This window comes from Nocardiopsis salina YIM 90010, from assembly GCF_000341025.1.
GTDB classification, from domain to species: domain Bacteria; phylum Actinomycetota; class Actinomycetes; order Streptosporangiales; family Streptosporangiaceae; genus Nocardiopsis; species Nocardiopsis salina.
The window spans coordinates 24,895-41,832 of sequence record NZ_ANBF01000190.1; the positions used below are offsets into that span (position 1 = coordinate 24,895).

Here is a 16,938-nt window from a genome sequence, read left to right on the forward strand (position 1 = left end):
TGCCCCGCCGGAGGCATCGGTAATCAGGACCGGACTGTTCGGAGCGGAGAGGCGGCCGTCCGGGAACGAGAAGTTCGACGGTAGGAGTCGGTCCGTCCGCGGGTGGTCGGTAGACGGCCGTGCCCTGACACCGCATCCGAGGAGCGGGTGTATCCGGCATCCTCAGGATCGACGGGGCCACCGTCACCGCGTACCTCGGTGCCCGAGGTTCGTCCGGTTCGAGCTGGTGAGTGGTGAACGGGTCGCCGCTCGAGCGCAAGTGCGCCCGACGCTAGCGGCGTGGATCGGGAGGCGGCCCGCACCGTTCGAAGGGCACGAGCCGCCGGGAAGCGATTCAGCCGGGAGAAGTCCGGGGTCGGCGGCGCAGGAGGCCTTCTGCAGACCAGATCTAGTAGACGACCACAGGTTTGACGGTGGCGCTGGATTCCGAATCCCGGAAGCAATTGTTGATCTCGCCGAGGTCGTAATGACCGACCAGCTTGTCGAAGGGGAAGAGGCCCTGCTGCCACAGCCAGATCAGCCGCGGGATGAAGACCTGTGGGACAGACCCTCCCTGCACGATCGTCTTGAACGTCCAGCCCTTGACCAGTGACTTTCCGATCTCGAAGGGAACCTCGGTGCCGGGCGCGGCCGCACCCACGAGCCCGAACGTGCCCCGGTGCGCCAGGGCGTCGGCCCCTTGGCGCATGACTTCGGGGCGAGCGGTCGTGTCGAGGACGTGGTCGGCGCCGAGGCCGTCCGTGATCCGGAGGATTTCCTCGGTGAGGTCGGTCTCGCGTGTGTTGACAGTATCGGTGGCGCCGAACTCCCGTGCCATTTCCAGACGTTCACTGTGGATGTCCACGGCAATGATCTGTTCGCAGTGCGCCACTGCGCCCGCCATGACCGCTGCAGCCCCCACAGCGCCGGTCCCGATGACCACGAGCGAACTTCCGGGGTTCGGCCGGAGTTCGTTCAGGACGGCTCCTGCTCCCGTCTGGATTCCGCACCCCAGAGGTGCCGCAGTCTCCAACGGGACGTCAGGGGAAACCTTGACAAGGCTCTCCTCCACGACATTGGAGTACGACGAGAAGGAGGATTGTCCGAAAAAGTGCGACGAGATCGTTTCCGTGCCGGCGCTGAATGCGGTCGACCCGTCCGTGCGACGGCCACCGAAATCCGCAGCGAAGAGGTTCTCGCAATAGGCGACCTCGCCCGAACGGCACCTGCGGCACTTGCCGCAGAACGCCGCTGCCAGCAGGACGTGGTCACCTGTTTCAACGGTGGTCACGGCCGACCCGACGGCCTCGACGATCCCGGCCCCTTCGTGGCCGAGCACTGCCGGGAGCGGGGTCGGGTAGACCTGGTCCCTGACGAGCTGGTCGGTGTGGCAGACCCCTGAGGCCACCATTCGGACACGAACCTCGTTCGCCCGCACGTCGTCCAGGGTCACCTGTTCGATCGACAAATCCTGGTGAGGAGCCCGTGCCACCGCAGCAGTGACGTCCATGGGAACAGCCTTTCCATTCGGATCAAATCGGGTACTGCTGTCCAGAAGGCTCGACGGTGATCCACTTGAGCTCCGTGAATTCATTGATGACAGCCCTGCCGTCGAACCGTCCGTAACCGCTGGACTTCATTCCACCATAGGGAGCCTGTGCTTCGTTCTGGACAGTTGCACCGTTGACGTGCACGTGTCCGGCGTCGATACGAATTGCGGCCTGGAGGGCGCGGGTGCTGTCGCGTCCGAAGACTGCGGCAGCCAGACCGAACTCGGTGTCATTTGCTGTTCTGACTGCGTCCTCGAAACCGGACACACGGACAATGGTCGTGATCGGGCCGAAAGTCTCCTGATCGTAGATATCCATGTCAGGTCGGACATGGTCGATGATGGTCGGCTGCATGCTCGCGCCGTCAGCCCTGCCACCGGTCACGAGGGTCGCGCCCTTGGCGAGTGCGTCATCGATCAAGCGGTTGATCCGTTCACCCGACTCGGGCTCGTACATCGGCCCGATCACGCAGGAAGGGTCCTCCGCGGGGTCGCCGACGGGCAGTTGGGCGGCCCGCGCCGCGAAGGCGGAGACGAACTCCTCCGCAACGGCTTCGTCGACGACGAAGCGCTCGGTGGACATGCAGATCTGGCCTTGGTACATGTAAGCGCCGAAGACCGCCGCGTCGACGGCGTCGCTGATGCTCGCATCGTCCAGGACGACCATGGGCGCCTTCCCGCCGAGTTCCAGGAGGGCAGGTTTGAGGTGGCGCCCCGACTTCTCACCGATGATCCGACCGACGGTGGTCGAGCCCGTGAAGTTGACCCTGCGTACGGCAGGGTGGGCGATCAGCGACTCGATGAGCGCTGCCGAGTCCTCCGGGGCGTTGGTCAGGAAGTTGAGGGCGCCCGGAGGCAGGCCGGCCTCGTGCAGTACCTCGGCGATCAACTGGTGAGAACGCGGGCTTCCCTCCGAGGCGCGGAACACCACGGTGTTTCCGCACACCAGCGGATAGGCGATGGCGCGGGCCGCCAGAACGCCGGCACCGTTCCAGGGGGCGATGCTCAACATCACGCCCGCCGGCTGCCGGACGGTCATGGACAGGGCCCCGGGCTTGTCCGTGGGAACGGTCTCGCCCTGGATCTGTGTGGCGAGGCCCGCTGCCTCCCGGAAGAGCTGGGCCACCAGGTGGGTGTTGAATCCGGACCACAGAGGCGCGGCGCTGACCTCACGGGTCATGGTCTCGGTGAACTCTGCCGCCCTGTTCTCCATGATGTCCGCTGCCTTCAGGAGCACGGCTCGGCGCTCACTCGGGCCGGTCAGGGACCACGTCGCGAAAGCCGCATGGGCCGACTCGACCGCGGCGATCGCGTCGTCCGACGTGGCCGCCGAGCCCTCGGTGATGACCGCATCGGTCACTGGGTGCCGCCTGGTGAAAGTCCTGTCGGCACTGCTGTTCTTGGCTTCGTTGTCAACGATGAGGTGGGATTTCATTGCCTTCACTCTTTCGTTCGGTTCTTGTGGAGGTCGGGAGAGGAGGGGTCGGTGTTTCCTCTCATCGCGGGAACGGTCAGAACTGCGATGACGCCGACCAGAGCCGCTGCTGACCACACCGCGAAATTGTTGAAGTCGGAGAGCTCGGCGGCCACGAGTGCTCCACCGCCGGAGATCGCGATGACTGCACCGATTCGGCCGATTCCGAGTGTGACGCCGAGCGCGGTGGCCCTCGTGGTGTCGGTGTAGTACGTCGCCACGAAACCGTTGATGAGGATCTGAGCGCCGATCGAACCGAAGCCGACAATGGCGACGAGGACATACATGGCCCACAGGGGGAAGATTCCGGTCCCCATGAGCAGGAGCGCGGACCCCGAGAACACGAAGGAAACGGCAGTGACGTACCTGGGGCCGAAGGTGTCGGCCAGACGCGAAGAGAGCACTGCACCGATGACCGCGCCCATGTTGGTCGTCAGGAGGAAGCTCAGGGACGAGGTGAGGGAGTAGTCGGCCAGGACGAGCAGGGTGGGCATCCACGTGTTCAAGCCGTAGACCAGCGTCTGCCCTGCGATGCCCGCCAGGCAGAAGAGCACCGTGGCCAGGGCCCAGCGGCCTCTGAGGACCGCCTTGAACTGGTTGTCCTTCCTGGGCGTGCCCTCGGGAGGACCGGCCGCCCCCGCAGGTTCCGTCGCGGGGGAGAGGCCGTAGTCCTCGGTGATCCGGGCGGCCTCCTCGGGGCGGCCGCGTGCCCTCAGATAGGCGGGGGACTCCGGAAGGAGTATGTAGAGGAGCGGCACCACCGTGACGAGGGGCAGCCCCCCGATCGCCAGCAGGCCCCGGAAACCGATGGCCTCGAGGAGTGCCATCGCGCAGAGCGCGGAGAGGATGCCCCCTACCGCGTAGCCGGAGAACATGAGCGCGTTGTTCAGGTTGCGGCGCTGGGGACGGGAGAACTCGACGGTCACGGCGATCGCTGTGGGGATCACGCCGCCGAGCCCGAGGCCTGTCAGGAAGCGGAAGAGGCCGAAGAGCTCCGGTGTCGGCGCGTACGCGGTGGCGACCATGAGCAGGGAGAAGGAGGTGATGCTCCCGAGCATCACCTTGCGTCGGCCGATCACGTCGGTGAGGTAGCCCGCGACCAGAGCTCCGGCGAACATGCCGGCCAGCGCGTAGCTGCCGTAGGCCCCGGCCTGTACCGGGGTCAGGCCCCACGGCTCGTACTCCAGCAGGGAGGGGACGATCGCTCCGTAGATGACCAGGTCATAGCCGTCGAAGACGATGGCCACGAAGCACAGTGCGATGACCGCGGCGGCGGACTTCTTGGGAGACCGTGCGCCGTTGCCCGCGGAGTCGGGTCGCCGCTGAGCTGAGGGGCCGCTCGGTGTGGTGGCCATGATGCTCCTTGACGCACTCAATGTGTGACACTTGGTCGTCGATACACATGAAATATGTATGACTTGTGATGGAAGCACAGTGTGACCGGTAGCACAAGTAGTGCGCCGCGATAGATTTCCGTCGGTCACGTGAGCGAGTTGAGAGGGGTAGGTGTGCGTCCGAAAGACCTGGTGATGGACCTCTTCGGGGACTACGTCCGCTATATGGGCGGCAGCATCCGGCTGGGTCAGATCGTGGAGCTCCTGGCGCTCTTCGAAGTGGAGCCGGCAACCACTCGCGTGACCTTGTCCCGCATGCGCAAGGACGGGTGGGTGGCTGCTGAGCGGCAGGGCAGGGAGATGCTCTACTCGGCGACGCCGAAACTCCTGAAGGTGCTCGACGAGGGGCGGGAGAGGATCTTCTCGCCGTCGCGTTCGCCCTGGACGGGTCAGTGGACCATGGTGCTCTACCAGATCCCGGAAGCCCGCCGGCGCCAGCGTGAGCGGCTCAAGCGCACGCTCGCCTGGGAGGGGTTCGGCCAGTTGAACTCCACTACGTGGGTCTCGCCCCACAGCGTCCGGGAGCAGATGTACGAACTGCTGGGCTGCGAGAACGATCCGACGATCCACGTGGTCACGATGTCCACGGGAAGCTGGGCCCGTGACAAGGAACTGGCAGCGAAGTGCTGGGACCTGGATGAACTGGCGGTCGCCTACCGCCNAGGCGCAGCAGGTCAGTGACGAGGAGGCGTGGCGGCTCCGGGTGAAACTCGTCTGGGACTACCGCCACTTCCCCTTCCGCGATCCGAACCTCCCCCAGGGGATTCAACCCCCGGACTGGCCCGGGGACGAGGCCTACGCCCTGTTCGTCCGGGTGCATCAGCAGCTGACGGCCCAGGCGAACGCGCACATATCAGCTGTGGTCTTCGGCGGCGGGGCCCCGATGCCGACGCGCAGCGGGCAGGGTCCGACGGGGGACCCCTCGGGCAGGGCCTGACGCCCGGCCCGCTCCCGGTGCCGGGGCCCGCTGGTGCCGGGCGGGCCGCTCCGTGCAGCGCCGGTGTCCGCAGCCTCTCCGGTCTCCCGCCGCTGCGCACCCCTGGCGAGAGAGCGCTGTCACTCGTGTGCGGGCGCAGCCCGGGTCCGAACGTCGTCGAGCCCTGCTCCGACGGAGGGCCACGGGCAGTCGACCGAATGAGTCCCCCGGTTCCCTCTGCCGCTTCCCGCATGACCCTGCCTCTCGGAGAGCTGCTCGGGACGGCCCGTCAAGGGGGCGGCCTGTAACAGGGCCGGAACATGCAGCGATACAAGTGACAGTCTTTCTACGGATCACGTCAGAGTGTTACAGTTCGCGTGTAAGTGCGATCACACTGATCTTTCGAGCAAGGACGTGACCCACCATGAGCATTCGGATTGCGTGCATCGGAGGCGGTCCCGGAGGTCTGTTCTTCACCACCCTCGTCAAGCGGGCGCTGCCCAGCGCCGAGGTGGTCCTCTTCGAGAGGAACCAGGCCTCCGACGCCTTCGGGTTCGGGGTCGTCTTCTCGGATGCAACGCTCCGCCGCATCACCGAGGCCGACCCGGTCCTCCAAGAGGCGCTCGAGCGGCACGGTTGGCGCTGGGAGGCCATCCAGGTCCGGCTCAAGGGGCAGCGGCACGAGTTCCACGGCAACGGGATGTCGGCCGTCCACCGGCGCGTACTGCTCACCGAGCTCCAGGGGAAGGCGGCAGAAGCAGGCGTCGACATGCGTTTCGGAACGTTCGTGCGAGACCTGCACGAGCTGGACGGCTACGACTTGGTCGTGGCGGCCGACGGAGCCAACTCGAACACACGGCGCCAGGTGGGCGAGGACGTGCTCGGCCACGAGGTCGTCGAGGCCGGCGCGAAATTCATCTGGTTCGGTACCACGTACATGTTCGACGGCCTGACCTTCGTGCACCGCCGCAACGAGCACGGGAACTTCGCCGCCCATGCGTATCCCATCAGCACCGATCTCTCCACCTTCATCGTCGAGGCCGACGAGCAGACCTGGCGCAACGCCGGGTTGGACGAGTTCGACACTTCGCAGCCCGCAGGTGTTTCGGACATGAAGTCGAAGAAATACATCGAGGAGCTCTTCGCGGAGGACCTCGGGGGCCACGAGATCGTGGTCAACAACTCCCGTTGGGGCAACTTCCGGACGCGGAGCACCCGGCGCTGGCATGCCGGAAACGTCGCTCTGCTGGGGGACGCGATCCACACCGCCCACTTCTCCGTGGGGTCAGGAACGAAGATGGCCATGGAGGACGCGATCGTCCTGGCTCGCACGGTCGCTGCCGATCCGGAAGACCTGCCGGCAGCCCTCGGGGCGTACGAGCGAGAGCGCCGGCCCGAAGTCGAAAAGGTCCACAGCGCTGCAGGTCCTTCACTGAGCTGGTGGGAGAACTTCGGGAAGTACCACAACTCCCTGGACCCGTTGCAGTTCACACTGCATTTCTTCTCGCGCTCGATCGGCCTCGACAAGATTCGTCAACGGGACCCGGAACTGGTCGCAGCAGCCGAACGCGAATGGTACGCACGCCACGGAGCTCCCCCGCTGGAGGCTCCGCTGGCCATCGGAGAGTCCGAGTTCGCGCAGCGGATGCTCGCGTTCGGACCGGAAGGCCTGTCGGAAGATGGTCGCCCTCTTCCTCTGGACGCTCCTGGAATATCACTCGTGAAAGCCCCGGAAATGGAGGAAGAGATCGACGAGGCGGAGCGGAAGTTGCCGGATTCCGGGGCAGTTCTGATCCATTCGGGAAGCCCGCTGACCCGCAGGCTCCTGTGCGAGGAGGCGCGAATGGCCCGAGGACTGACCGCGATCCTGGTGGAGGACGCTGACCGGGATGCGGCCGAGACGGCCGTGTTGACCGGCCGCGCCGACGCCGTGGCAGTGGGGAGCGTCGCATGAGCGCCCTGGTGAACGAGTCCGGGCCCGGGACCGGTCTGGAACCGCTGTTCTCCCCCCGTGGGATCGCCGTCATCGGAGCCTCGTCGACACCCGGGAAACTGGGCGCGACGATGGCTGAAGCCCTCGCGACCCATGCAGCACCGGTCGCGCTGGTCAATCCGCGCGGTGAGGGCATGCACGCCTCGGTCGGAGAAGCGGCCCGGGCACTGGAGGGCGCCCTCGACCTGGCGGTCCTGTGCGTCCCGGCCGGCGCCACCGCAGAGTCCCTACGCTCCGCGGCGGAGTCGGGAGCACGGGCGGCACTTGTCTGCGCGGGTGGTTTCGCCGAAGCAGGAGAGGCCGGTTCTGAGTACCAGCGGCAAACGGAGAAGGTGCTCCGGGAGACCGGTATCAGACTGCTCGGCCCCAACACGTCGGGGTTCTTCGTGCCCCCAACGGGGCTCCACGCCAGTTTCGTGCCCGGTGTCGCGGACATCGGTGCCGGTTCCGTGGGTGTGGTCTCGTCGAGCGGCGGGGTGAACCACTCCGTCAGCTTCCGTCTCCGTAACGCCGGCGTCGGTGTGAGCCTGGGAGTCGGCCTCGGAGCCGGTATCGACGTCAGTCCCCCCGAGGTCGTGGACCATCTGGCCGACGACCCCAGCACGTCCGTCATCGCGCTGCACATCGAGACCGTGGCGGACGGTCCGCGCATGGCGGAGGCCCTTCGGCGGGCGTCGTTGCGCAAACCCGTGGTGGCACTGGTGGTGGGGCGGAACGACGTCTCGGAGTTCGCCCGGTCCCACACGGGATCCCTCGCAACGACCTGGAAGACCAGCCGCGCGGTACTGAGCCAGAACGGGGCCGTGTGCGTCGAGGACGAGACGGAACTCGTCGATGTCGCGGCGACCTTGGCCAGGGGCAGGATCCCCGCGAACCCGGACCCGGGCGTCGGGCTGATCACGGGGCAGGCAGGCCCCGGCCTGATCATGGCCGACCACCTGAGCGGGGCCGGTGTCGCTACGCCTGCCCTCGCGGACGGGACCACGGCCAGGCTCACGGAGCTGCTGCCGCCCCTGACCTATCAGAAGAACCCCGTGGACACCGGTCGCCCCGGGCCGGATTTCCCGGAAGTGGTCCGTGCCGTGGCCACGGATCCGGAGGTCGACGCCGTGGGTGTCTACGGGATCCTCGAGCCCGTCGTCGACCTCCCCGACGCCGTGGCCAAGGGACGCTCCGCGGGGGTGCCCGCCGTCATCGGCGTGGACGGCCTGAGCAGGGAGGCCTTCGACGTCGTGCTCGCGGGTGCCGATCATGATCTGCCCGTGTTGAGCGGCCCCACCGCCCTGGCGCGGGGTCTGACCGCCCTGGTGCGCGACTCGAGGAGCCAGCACGCGATGAGCCGGCCGGTGTGCTCGCCCGCCCCCGTGGTGGTCGGCGAAGGGCCCTGGGACGAGTACCGGGCCAAACAACTCCTCCGGGCCGCGGGGATCAGGGTGCCGACGAGCGTCAGGGCTGCGAGCCACGAGGAGGCACGAGCCGGCGCGGAACGGATGTCGGGCCCGCTGGCGGTCAAGCTCGTCGACGGCGCGGTGCTCCACAAGACCGAGATCGGCGGAGTACATCTCGGCATCAGCACGGATACCCAGCTGAGGGAGGCGCTGGCCGCCCTCGACCGGGCCGGGGCGACCGAATACCTCATCGAAGAGATGGCTCCCGACGGTATCGACCTGCTGGTGGGTGCCCACCGTGACCCCGTGTTCGGCCCCGTGGGGGTACTCGGACTCGGAGGTACGGCGGCGGAGGCACTGAGGGACGTCTCGATCCGGTCCGCCCCGATCCGTGAGGGCACGGCGGTGACGATGACCGACGAACTCCTGGGAGGCGCTCTGCTCCGTGGCTGGCGCGGAGGCCCTGCCGTGGACCCTGACGAACTGGATCATGTGCTCGCCGTGATGACGGCGACGCTGGAGAGCCAACCGCATGTCAGGGAGATGGAGATCAACCCCCTTCGACTGACCTCGGAGGGTCTTGTCGCCCTGGACGCCGTGATCGTTTCGAGCGGCAGCTCGGCTGAGGAGGACTGAGGACGTGGTCAAGCACAGCAGCGAAGGGATCGTTCCCTGGCCCGAGCAGGACGCGGAGCGCTACCGCGGGGCGGGCTACTGGGAGGACCGGCCGCTGGGGACACAGATCCTGGAGGCAGCAGACCGGGTTCCCGACCACATCGCGGTGGTCGACGCGGCCGACGGAACACGCATGTCCTATGCCGAGTTGGTCGACCGGGCGGACGCCGCAGCCGAGCGGATGCTGGCGATGGGGCTGCGGCGCGACGACAGGGTGATGGTCGTGCTTCCCAACGGGTGGCAGTTCATCGTGTTCACACTGGCCTGCCTGCGATCGGGGGTCATCCCCGTCATGGCGCTGCCGGCCCACCGTCAGTACGAGTTGCGTTTCCTGAGCAACCTGGCCGAGGCCAGGGCGTTCGTGGCGGCCGATGCCGTCAAGGGGTTCGACTACCAGGACCTGGCCGAAGAACTCAGGGCGGAAGTCCCGACGTTGGAATGGGCGGTGATCTCAGGGGCCGCCCGGGGCGGCAACCTCACGTTGGAAGAACTGCTCGCGCCCGGGGACGACCCCGAAGGGGCCAGGGCACGGCTCGACAGGGATCGGCCCGAGGGCGATGACCCCGCCCTCTTCCTCCTTTCCGGCGGGACCACAGGTCTGCCGAAGCTCATCGTCCGCACGCACAACGACTACGTCCACAACATCAAGGCCACTACCGCGGTATCGGCGCTGGACGAGGACTCCGTGTATCTGGTGGCGATGCCGGTGAGCCACAATTTCCCCCTGGCGTGCCCGGGTGTTCTAGGAGCGCTTCTGCTCGGAGCACGGGTGATCTCCGTGCCCAGCCCCAACCCGGCCAAGATCTTTCCCGTGATCGCCGCGGAGTCGGTCACGGACACCGCAGTGGTGCCCGCGGTGGCCCAGAAGTGGATCGAGTTCGAACAGGAACACCGGACCGGGAACCTCGAGAGCCTGCGAGCGGTCCAGGTCGGCGGCTCCCGCATGCCCGACGAGCTCGCACGGAAGGTCCGGTCCGTTCTGGGCTGCACGTTGCAGCAGGTGTTCGGTATGGCGGAAGGGCTGATCAACATGACCCGCCTGGACGATCCCGAAGAAGTGATCTGCACGACCCAGGGCCGTCCTGTCTCGGAGGCCGACGAGGTGAGGATCGTCGATCCGCTCATGGAGGATCTCCCGGACGGATCACCCGGTGCGATTCTGACTCGCGGTCCCTACACCCCGCGTGGGTACTATTCGGCGCCCGAGGCGAACGCCAAATCCTTCGCGCCCGGCGGTTGGTACTCGTCCGGAGACATCGTCGAGAGGCGGTCTGACGGCAACCTCGTCGTGCAGGGCCGGGACAAGGACATGATCAATCGCGGGGGAGAGAAGGTCTCCGCGGAGGAGATCGAGTCGCTGGTCCACCAGATCCCCGGGTTGGGCATTGTCGCGGCCGTTTCGATGCCCGACGAGGTCCTCGGGGAGAAGGTCTGTCTGTACGCCCAGGTACCCGCCGGTGGAACGTTGACCCTGGAACGGGTTCAGCGGCATTTGAAGGACATCGGTGTTGCTGAATACAAGATCCCCGAGAAGGTCGTCGTCGTCGAGGAAATCCCGAAAACAAAAGTCGGAAAGATCGACAAGAAGGCCCTGCGCGTCGACGTCGCAGAACGCATGTCCGACGAGTCATAGGGGCTTCCGCAACGACCGATGGCACGGAATGAAGGTCGACAGCAATGCTCGCGGCGATGGAGAGGACCGATGACCGACAAGGCGAACGTACCCGGGGGACCGGGGCCCGACGACCACGACCTGCCACGGGGAGCGGGAGAGGACGGCATGCTCCCACCGCCCCCCGACGAAGAGGAGCTCCGCAAGCTGTACGCCGACTTCGAGGCGGGGCACATGATCCCGCTCTGGACGGAGATCGGCGACCTCATGCCGCCGGAGCCGCGCCCTTCCGCGGTCCCCTACCTCTGGCGCTGGAGGGAGCTCCTCCCGCTCGCAGAACGCGCCGGCGACCTGGTCCCCGTGGGCCGGGGAGGGGAGCGCCGCGCGATCTCGCTGGCCAACCCCGGGCTCGGAGGGCGTCCCTACACGACACCGACGCTGTGGTGCGCGATCCAGTACCTGGGAGGCCACGAGGTCGCCCCCGAACACCGACATGCACAGAACGCGTTCCGCTTCGTCGTCGAGGGCGAGGGCGTGTGGACCGTTGTCAACGGTGACCCGGTGCGCATGTCCCGTGGCGACTTTCTGCTGACGCCCGGATGGAACTTCCACGGGCACCACAACGAGACCGATCAGCCGATGGCCTGGATCGACGGTCTGGACATTCCGTTCGTCCACTACACCGACACATCGTTCTTCGAGTTCGGCATCGACCGGGTCACCGATGACTCCACCCCGGACGTCTCCCGCGGGGAAAGGCTGTGGTGCAATCCCGGGCTGCGCCCGCTCTCGGGGCTGCGCAACACGGTCTCCTCGCCGATCGGGGCGTACCGCTGGGAACACACCGACCGTGCCCTGAGGGAGCAACTCCTGATCGAGGACGAGGGCCATCCGGCAACCGTCGGGCCGGGCCATGCCGCGGTGCGGTACGTCAACCCGACCAACGGCGGGGACGTGATGCCCACGATCCGGGCCCAGTTCCACCGTCTGCGCCCCGGGGCGGAGACGCGAACGACGCGAGAGGTCGGCTCCAGCGTCTACCAGGTCTTCCAGGGGCGCGGCCACGCGACCGTCGGGGACCGGCAGTACGACGTCGAGACGGGCGACATCTTCGTCGTCCCTTCCTGGGCCCCGTTCAAGCTGCAGGCCGAGACCGAGTTCGACCTGTTCCAGTTCGGCGACCACCCGATCATCGAGAAGCTGCACTTCCAGCGCACCCAAGTCGAAGGAGAGAACGAATGAAGCTTGCAACGCTGCGCCATCGCGGTGGGACCGCCCCGGCGCGCCGCAACGACCACACGTGGACCCTGATCGAGGGATACGCCGACCTCGGCGCGCTGCTCGCGCGGCCGAACTGGCGGGAGTTGGCGGAGAACGCCGACGGAGCCGAGGTGAAGGCCGAGGAAGCCGAACTCGAGACCGTCGTGCCCTCTCCCGGCAAGGTCGTCTGTGTGGGCCTGAACTACGCTTCGCACATCAAGGAGATGGGCCGCGACCTGCCGAGCCACCCCACGCTCTTCGCCAAGTACGCCGAGACCCTGACCGGTCCCTTCGACCCCGTCACCGCGGTCGCGGAGGACCCGGAACTGGACTGGGAGGGTGAGCTGGTCGCCGTGATCGGCGCCGAGGCGTACCGCGTCTCCGAGGAGGAAGCCGGTACGAGGATCGCCGGCTACACCTCGGCCAACGACATCTCCATGCGCGGGTGGCAGTTCCGTACCAAGGAATGGCTCCAGGGCAAGATGTGGGCCAGGTCGACCCCGGTGGGTCCCGTCATGGTCTCGGCCGACGAGTTCGATTACCGGTCCTCCACGCTGCGCACCCGGGTCAACGGCGAGATCATGCAGGAGCACTCGACCGCAGACCTGGTCTTCACACCCGAGCAGCTGGTCTCCTACATCTCCACGATGATCCCGCTGAAGCCGGGCGACATCGTCCTCACCGGAACCCCGGGCGGTGTGGGACGCGCGCGCGATCCGCAGGTCTTCCTGAAGCCCGGCGATGTCGTGGAGGTCGAGGTCGAGGGGATCGGTCCGATGCATTCGGACATCGTGGAGCCCTGAGCATGGTCGTCAGAACTGATCAGGCAACAGACCCGCAGCTCCTCGAGGCACTCCTGACCGTGCGTCGGGGTACCGCGTTCTGGCACCGCAAGGTGGAGGAACTCGGCGACACCGAACTCGACCGCCCCAGCCTGTTGGACGGATGGAGCCGTCGGCACCTCATCGCCCATGTCGGCTACAACGCCCGGGCGATCTCCCGTCTGGTGTTGTGGGCCAACACCGGGGTCGAGCATCCGATGTACTCGTCGCCGGAGGAGCGCGAGCGTGAGATCGAACTAGGGGCGACGATGCCCGCGCGCGCTCTGCGGCACCTGAACCACCACGCCGCCATTTCACTCGACGTCGAATGGCGGGACACCCCGGAAGACCGCTGGACCTATGAGGTCAGGACCGCCCAGGGCCGGACCGTGCCGCTGAGCGAGACGGTGTGGATGCGCACCCGCGAGGTGTGGCTGCACGCGGTGGACCTGGACAACGGGGCCCGGGTCTCGGACCTTCCGGAGGACGTCCTCGAGCGTCTGCTGGGGGACATCGCCGGAATGTGGGCCAAGCGGGGGACCGACCCGGGCTTTGCGATCGGCGTCGACGGCCGGGAGGATCTCGGGGTGCTGGGGGCAGGAGCGAAGGCGGCCCCCGCGGCAGTGGTCCGAGGCAGTCTTGCGGCCGTGGTCGCCTGGGCCTCCGGAAGAGGCGGTTCCGCACTCGCGCAGGGCAAGGACGTGACCGCGCCTCGGTGGCTCTGAAGCGGGGCCGGCACGCGGCCCGACAACGGTTCCGCGGGGCCGGCGCCCGTTCGCGTCCTCCGGACCAGGGCCGGGAGAAGTGTTCGCCGGCCCGAGCCGTACCGGTTTGCCGGGCGCCTGGTGCGCAGGCGCGCACCAGGCGCCCGTCCGGTCAAGCACCGTCGGGCGAACGGCCTGATCGGGGCGACCGCGCTCCTGTCATCCGCTCAGCCCCACGGTGATGCCTCCGCAGACGAACAGCGTCTGTCCGGTGACGAAGCCGCTGCGCTCGTCGAGGAGGTGGGCGGCACTGTGGGCGATGTCCTCCGGCCTACCCACCCTTCCCACGGGGACCGAGTCCAGGATGGCCCGGGTCCGCGCGCTGCCGGGCGGGTTGGCCTGTTCGAACAGTTCGGTCGCGATCGGGCCGGGCGCGATGGCGTTGACGGTGATGCCGTGCTTCCCCAGTTCCAGGGCCCACACCCGTGTCAACCCGATCTGGGCAGCTTTGGTGGCGGCATACGCCGTCCGCAGTTCCTTGCCGAGAGCGGCACGGGAGGAGATGTTCACGACGCGGCCGAAGCCTTCCGCCTTCATCCCGGGCAACAGGGGTTGCAAGCAGGTCAGGGCGGTCCGCACGTTCAGGTCCCAGGCTGCGGTCATCCGACCGTGGCTCTGCTCGTCGACCGGGCCGGGAAAGACCGCCCCGACGTTGTTGACGAGCCGGGTGATCGGCCCGTCCTCCAGACACTCGTGCAGCGCTCCGGTGGTGGCCTCGACGTCGGTCAGATCGACCTCGATGTCGCCTCCGAGACGGTCGGCCGTGATGACCTCCAGTCCCTCTCGGCGGCACCGTTCGGCGATGGCGGCACCGATACCGCCGGCCCCTCCGGTGATGAGGACTCGTTCGTTGATCACAGTGTTGCCACCGGTGTGAGAGGAGAGCCGACCGCGCCGGGCAGGCGCAGCGGCGGGGCGGTCAGGAAGAAGTGTGAGCGTCCCCGTTCGGCCAGCGCTGTGGCCAGCCCGTCCAGGTACCAGAGCTCGCCCAATGGGACGCCGAGGCGGAACAGGCAGTGCTCGTGGAGCGGGAGCATCGAAGAGGGCGGGAGCGAACCGGCCGCGGGGTGGTCCTCCACCGCGTAGTTGTCCGCGGCGATGGCCGCGATGCCCGAATCGGTGATCCACTCCTGAAGTCGGGTGTCCTTGCCGTCGAGGGCTGCACCGGCGGCGGCGAGGACGTCGGGGTCGGGCCGCCCGTCCATTTCCATCAGCCGTGTCGCGAACCCCGTGTGGAACAGGACCACGTCTCCGGCTTCCACGGTGATGCCGTCGCGGTCGAGGATGTCCTCCAGCACGTCGTGGGTGACGGTCACACGTTGTTCGCCCAGGTGGCGTTCGAGGTCGATCAGCACGCCCCGCCCCTGGACACCGTGCCCGGCCATACTGTCGATGCCCAGACGTCCGGCCGAGCTCGTGGATCCGTCCCCGGGACCGGGGGGTCCGGCCCCGTCCACCGACTCCGGGCCGACGACGTCCACACCCGCCCGGAACCCGTTGTAGTAGACGGCGACGGGCCGACCCGACCCGTCCACGTCGAACACGGACCCGACGTGCGCGAGCGAGTCCCACTGGGTCGAGTACTGCGTGTACAGCAACACCAGGTCGTCGCTGAGGACATCGGTCGTGTGCGGATCGAATTCGGACATGACACAGTTCATGTTGACCCGGCCCCGTCGCAGGTTCGGCCTGAGGACCGGCGGGTGGCGGTTCGGGTTGAGAACCGAGCCGCCCGGCAGGTCGAGCGGCAGGCTGAGAGGCAAGCTCAGTCCGTCCCGGATCTCTGCTGCGCCACGTCGGACCCGTGCCGGCGTGAGCAGATTGAGCCGTCCCAGGAAGTCGTCGGGACCGAAGTCGCCCCAGGTGGAGCCCTCGGGACGCACGGTCCAGCGCGGGGACACCGGTCACCACCTGCCTTTCTCGTCCGCCGGTGTTCCCCCGCCAACGGGTCGTCCTGGCTGCGCGGGCCCGCCGCGCGGACTCGAACCCCGGGGGTTCACGAGTCGGTCCTGTAGAAGGCGAGCTTGTCCTCGTCGATCTCCGCGCCGTAGCCGGGCCGGTCCGGCACCAGGGCACAGCCGTCCCGGATCTGGAGAGGCTCGGCCTGGAGGTCGTCCTCCATGTCCAGGAAGTTGGACACTTCGGCCGCCATTGCCGAGGTCTCTCGGAACGCCGCACCGAAGGCGACGGTGGCCAAGGAACCGACCTGGGTGTCGATCTGGTTGCCCATGACCGTGTCCACGCCGGCGCTGGAACACAGCCCCCAGATCCGTAGCGAGTCCGTGAAACCGGTCCGGGCCGTCTTGATGGAAACCGCGGTCCCGTCTCCGTCCTGCAGCGATCTCCAGACGTCGGACGGTGTGGGAGCGGACTCGTCGACGACGAACGGCATGCAGGCCGCCCGCACGATTCCGCGCCGTCCGAAGGCCTCGCTGGCGGGGTTGAGCTCCTCCACGAATGCCAGCCCGAGCTCGGAGAGCGCGTCCATGACGAAGGCGCTCTCACGAGCGTTCCACCCGCGGTTGCCGTCGGCGTACATGGTGATGTCGTCGCCGAACTTCTCGCGAAGGGCCCGGCAGACGTCGATGTCCTGCTGTACGTCCGGACGTCCCACCTTGACCTTGAACGCGGTGATCCCGTAGCGCTCGATCAGGGAGTCGACCTCGGCCAGGACGTCCCGGGTCTCCGCGAACCCCACCATGTGGGCCACCTGGACCCTGTCGGTGAACCCTCCCAGCATTCTGGTCAGTGTCGTCCCGTAGGTCTTTGCCTTGATGTCCCAGAGGGCGATGTCGATCGCCGCCTTCGCGACGTTGTTGTTGACCGTCCGCTTCAGGACCTCGTTGGTGCGTGCCGTGTCGTCGGCCCGTGCCCCGATCAGCTGCGGCGCCAGAACCTCGTCGATGATGGCCCGGATCGACCGCTGTGTCTCCCCGTAGGTGTAGGGGCGCGGCGGAGCGTCCGCGATCCCTTCGACCCCGTCTTCCGTTCGGATTCTGAGCAGGATGTGGTCGGCCTTGTCCACATGGCCCGAGGCGAAACGGAGGGTCTTGGCGTAGTCGATGCAGTAGGGGATGGCTTCGATTGTTGCGATGCGGCTCATGAGAGTGCCC

At 67.4% G+C, this 16,938-nt stretch carries 14 protein-coding genes; 8 read left to right on the forward strand and 6 right to left on the reverse strand.

The window, feature by feature from the left end; all coding sequences use genetic code 11:
• Positions 1-388 precede the first annotated feature (388 nt).
• The 3 genes from D474_RS0121915 to D474_RS0121925 are packed head-to-tail and all read right to left on the reverse strand — an operon-like array spanning position 389 to position 4,357.
• Entirely contained in the window at positions 389-1,489 is a 1,101-nt protein-coding gene (locus D474_RS0121915; protein ID WP_017615636.1) for an NAD(P)-dependent alcohol dehydrogenase, read from the reverse strand.
• A gap of 22 nt (positions 1,490-1,511) precedes the next feature.
• Positions 1,512-2,963 (reverse strand): aldehyde dehydrogenase, encoded by a 1,452-nt coding sequence (locus D474_RS0121920; RefSeq protein WP_017615637.1) that lies wholly within the window; start codon positions 2,961-2,963, stop codon positions 1,512-1,514.
• Positions 2,964-2,968: 5 nt separating this feature from the next.
• Positions 2,969-4,357 carry an MFS transporter gene (locus tag D474_RS0121925; RefSeq protein WP_017615638.1) on the reverse strand — a complete coding sequence of 463 codons (1,389 nt, stop codon included), beginning with the start codon at positions 4,355-4,357 and terminating at the stop codon, positions 2,969-2,971.
• A 174-nt stretch (positions 4,358-4,531) separates the two neighbouring features.
• Here D474_RS0121925 and D474_RS0121930 point away from each other — a divergent pair, with 174 nt between their 5' ends.
• The 8 genes from D474_RS0121930 to D474_RS0121965 all read left to right on the forward strand — a co-directional run bounded on the left by D474_RS0121930 (position 4,532) and on the right by D474_RS0121965 (position 13,786).
• Positions 4,532-5,077 carry a PaaX family transcriptional regulator gene (locus D474_RS0121930; protein ID WP_449289366.1) on the forward strand — a complete coding sequence of 182 codons (546 nt, stop codon included), beginning with the start codon at positions 4,532-4,534 and terminating at the stop codon, positions 5,075-5,077.
• Positions 5,034-5,333 (forward strand): PaaX family transcriptional regulator C-terminal domain-containing protein, encoded by a 300-nt coding sequence (locus tag D474_RS0121935; protein ID WP_017615640.1) that lies wholly within the window; start codon positions 5,034-5,036, stop codon positions 5,331-5,333. The genes D474_RS0121930 and D474_RS0121935 overlap by 44 nt, the downstream gene beginning before the upstream one ends.
• 403 nt (positions 5,334-5,736) lie before the next feature.
• Entirely contained in the window at positions 5,737-7,266 is a 1,530-nt protein-coding gene (locus tag D474_RS0121940) for an FAD-dependent monooxygenase (protein ID WP_017615641.1), read from the forward strand.
• Entirely contained in the window at positions 7,263-9,329 is a 2,067-nt protein-coding gene (locus D474_RS0121945; protein WP_017615642.1) for an acetate--CoA ligase family protein, read from the forward strand. Before D474_RS0121940 ends, D474_RS0121945 begins: the two co-directional genes overlap by 4 nt.
• A gap of 4 nt (positions 9,330-9,333) precedes the next feature.
• Entirely contained in the window at positions 9,334-11,001 is a 1,668-nt protein-coding gene (locus tag D474_RS0121950; protein WP_017615643.1) for a (2,3-dihydroxybenzoyl)adenylate synthase, read from the forward strand.
• Positions 11,002-11,070: 69 nt separating this feature from the next.
• Positions 11,071-12,222 carry a cupin domain-containing protein gene (locus D474_RS0121955; RefSeq protein WP_017615644.1) on the forward strand — a complete coding sequence of 384 codons (1,152 nt, stop codon included), beginning with the start codon at positions 11,071-11,073 and terminating at the stop codon, positions 12,220-12,222.
• Complete coding sequence (locus D474_RS0121960; RefSeq protein ID WP_017615645.1) at positions 12,219-13,043, forward strand: fumarylacetoacetate hydrolase family protein; 825 nt, start codon at positions 12,219-12,221, stop codon at positions 13,041-13,043. Before D474_RS0121955 ends, D474_RS0121960 begins: the two co-directional genes overlap by 4 nt.
• 2 nt (positions 13,044-13,045) lie before the next feature.
• Positions 13,046-13,786, forward strand: a complete 741-nt coding sequence (locus D474_RS0121965) for a maleylpyruvate isomerase family mycothiol-dependent enzyme (protein ID WP_017615646.1) — start codon at positions 13,046-13,048, stop codon at positions 13,784-13,786.
• A 198-nt stretch (positions 13,787-13,984) separates the two neighbouring features.
• Here D474_RS0121965 and D474_RS0121970 read toward each other — a convergent pair whose 3' ends face one another.
• The 3 genes from D474_RS0121970 to D474_RS0121980 all read right to left on the reverse strand — a co-directional run bounded on the left by D474_RS0121970 (position 13,985) and on the right by D474_RS0121980 (position 16,928).
• On the reverse strand, positions 13,985-14,683 hold the full coding sequence (locus tag D474_RS0121970; protein ID WP_017615647.1) for an SDR family oxidoreductase: 699 nt from the start codon (positions 14,681-14,683) through the stop codon (positions 13,985-13,987).
• The gene (locus D474_RS0121975) at positions 14,680-15,726 is read right to left on the reverse strand and encodes a cyclase family protein (RefSeq protein ID WP_017615648.1); all 1,047 of its coding nucleotides are present in this window, start codon (positions 15,724-15,726) and stop codon (positions 14,680-14,682) included. Before D474_RS0121975 ends, D474_RS0121970 begins: the two co-directional genes overlap by 4 nt.
• Positions 15,727-15,821: 95 nt before the next feature.
• Positions 15,822-16,928 carry a mandelate racemase/muconate lactonizing enzyme family protein gene (locus tag D474_RS0121980; RefSeq protein WP_017615649.1) on the reverse strand — a complete coding sequence of 369 codons (1,107 nt, stop codon included), beginning with the start codon at positions 16,926-16,928 and terminating at the stop codon, positions 15,822-15,824.
• Between the last annotated feature and the right edge of the window lie 10 nt (positions 16,929-16,938).

What these genes read in the sequence shown, in the direction of transcription:
- D474_RS0121915 (WP_017615636.1), bottom strand. Translation starts at nt 1,489, where the DNA reads ATGGACGTCACTGCTGCGGTGGCACGGGCTCCTCACCAGGATTTGTCG.
- D474_RS0121920 (WP_017615637.1), bottom strand. Translation starts at nt 2,963, where the DNA reads ATGAAATCCCACCTCATCGTTGACAACGAAGCCAAGAACAGCAGTGCC.
- D474_RS0121925 (WP_017615638.1), bottom strand. Translation starts at nt 4,357, where the DNA reads ATGGCCACCACACCGAGCGGCCCCTCAGCTCAGCGGCGACCCGACTCC.
- D474_RS0121940 (WP_017615641.1), top strand. Translation starts at nt 5,737, where the DNA reads ATGAGCATTCGGATTGCGTGCATCGGAGGCGGTCCCGGAGGTCTGTTC.
- D474_RS0121945 (WP_017615642.1), top strand. Translation starts at nt 7,263, where the DNA reads ATGAGCGCCCTGGTGAACGAGTCCGGGCCCGGGACCGGTCTGGAACCG.
- D474_RS0121955 (WP_017615644.1), top strand. Translation starts at nt 11,071, where the DNA reads ATGACCGACAAGGCGAACGTACCCGGGGGACCGGGGCCCGACGACCAC.
- D474_RS0121960 (WP_017615645.1), top strand. Translation starts at nt 12,219, where the DNA reads ATGAAGCTTGCAACGCTGCGCCATCGCGGTGGGACCGCCCCGGCGCGC.
- D474_RS0121965 (WP_017615646.1), top strand. Translation starts at nt 13,046, where the DNA reads ATGGTCGTCAGAACTGATCAGGCAACAGACCCGCAGCTCCTCGAGGCA.
- D474_RS0121980 (WP_017615649.1), bottom strand. Translation starts at nt 16,928, where the DNA reads ATGAGCCGCATCGCAACAATCGAAGCCATCCCCTACTGCATCGACTAC.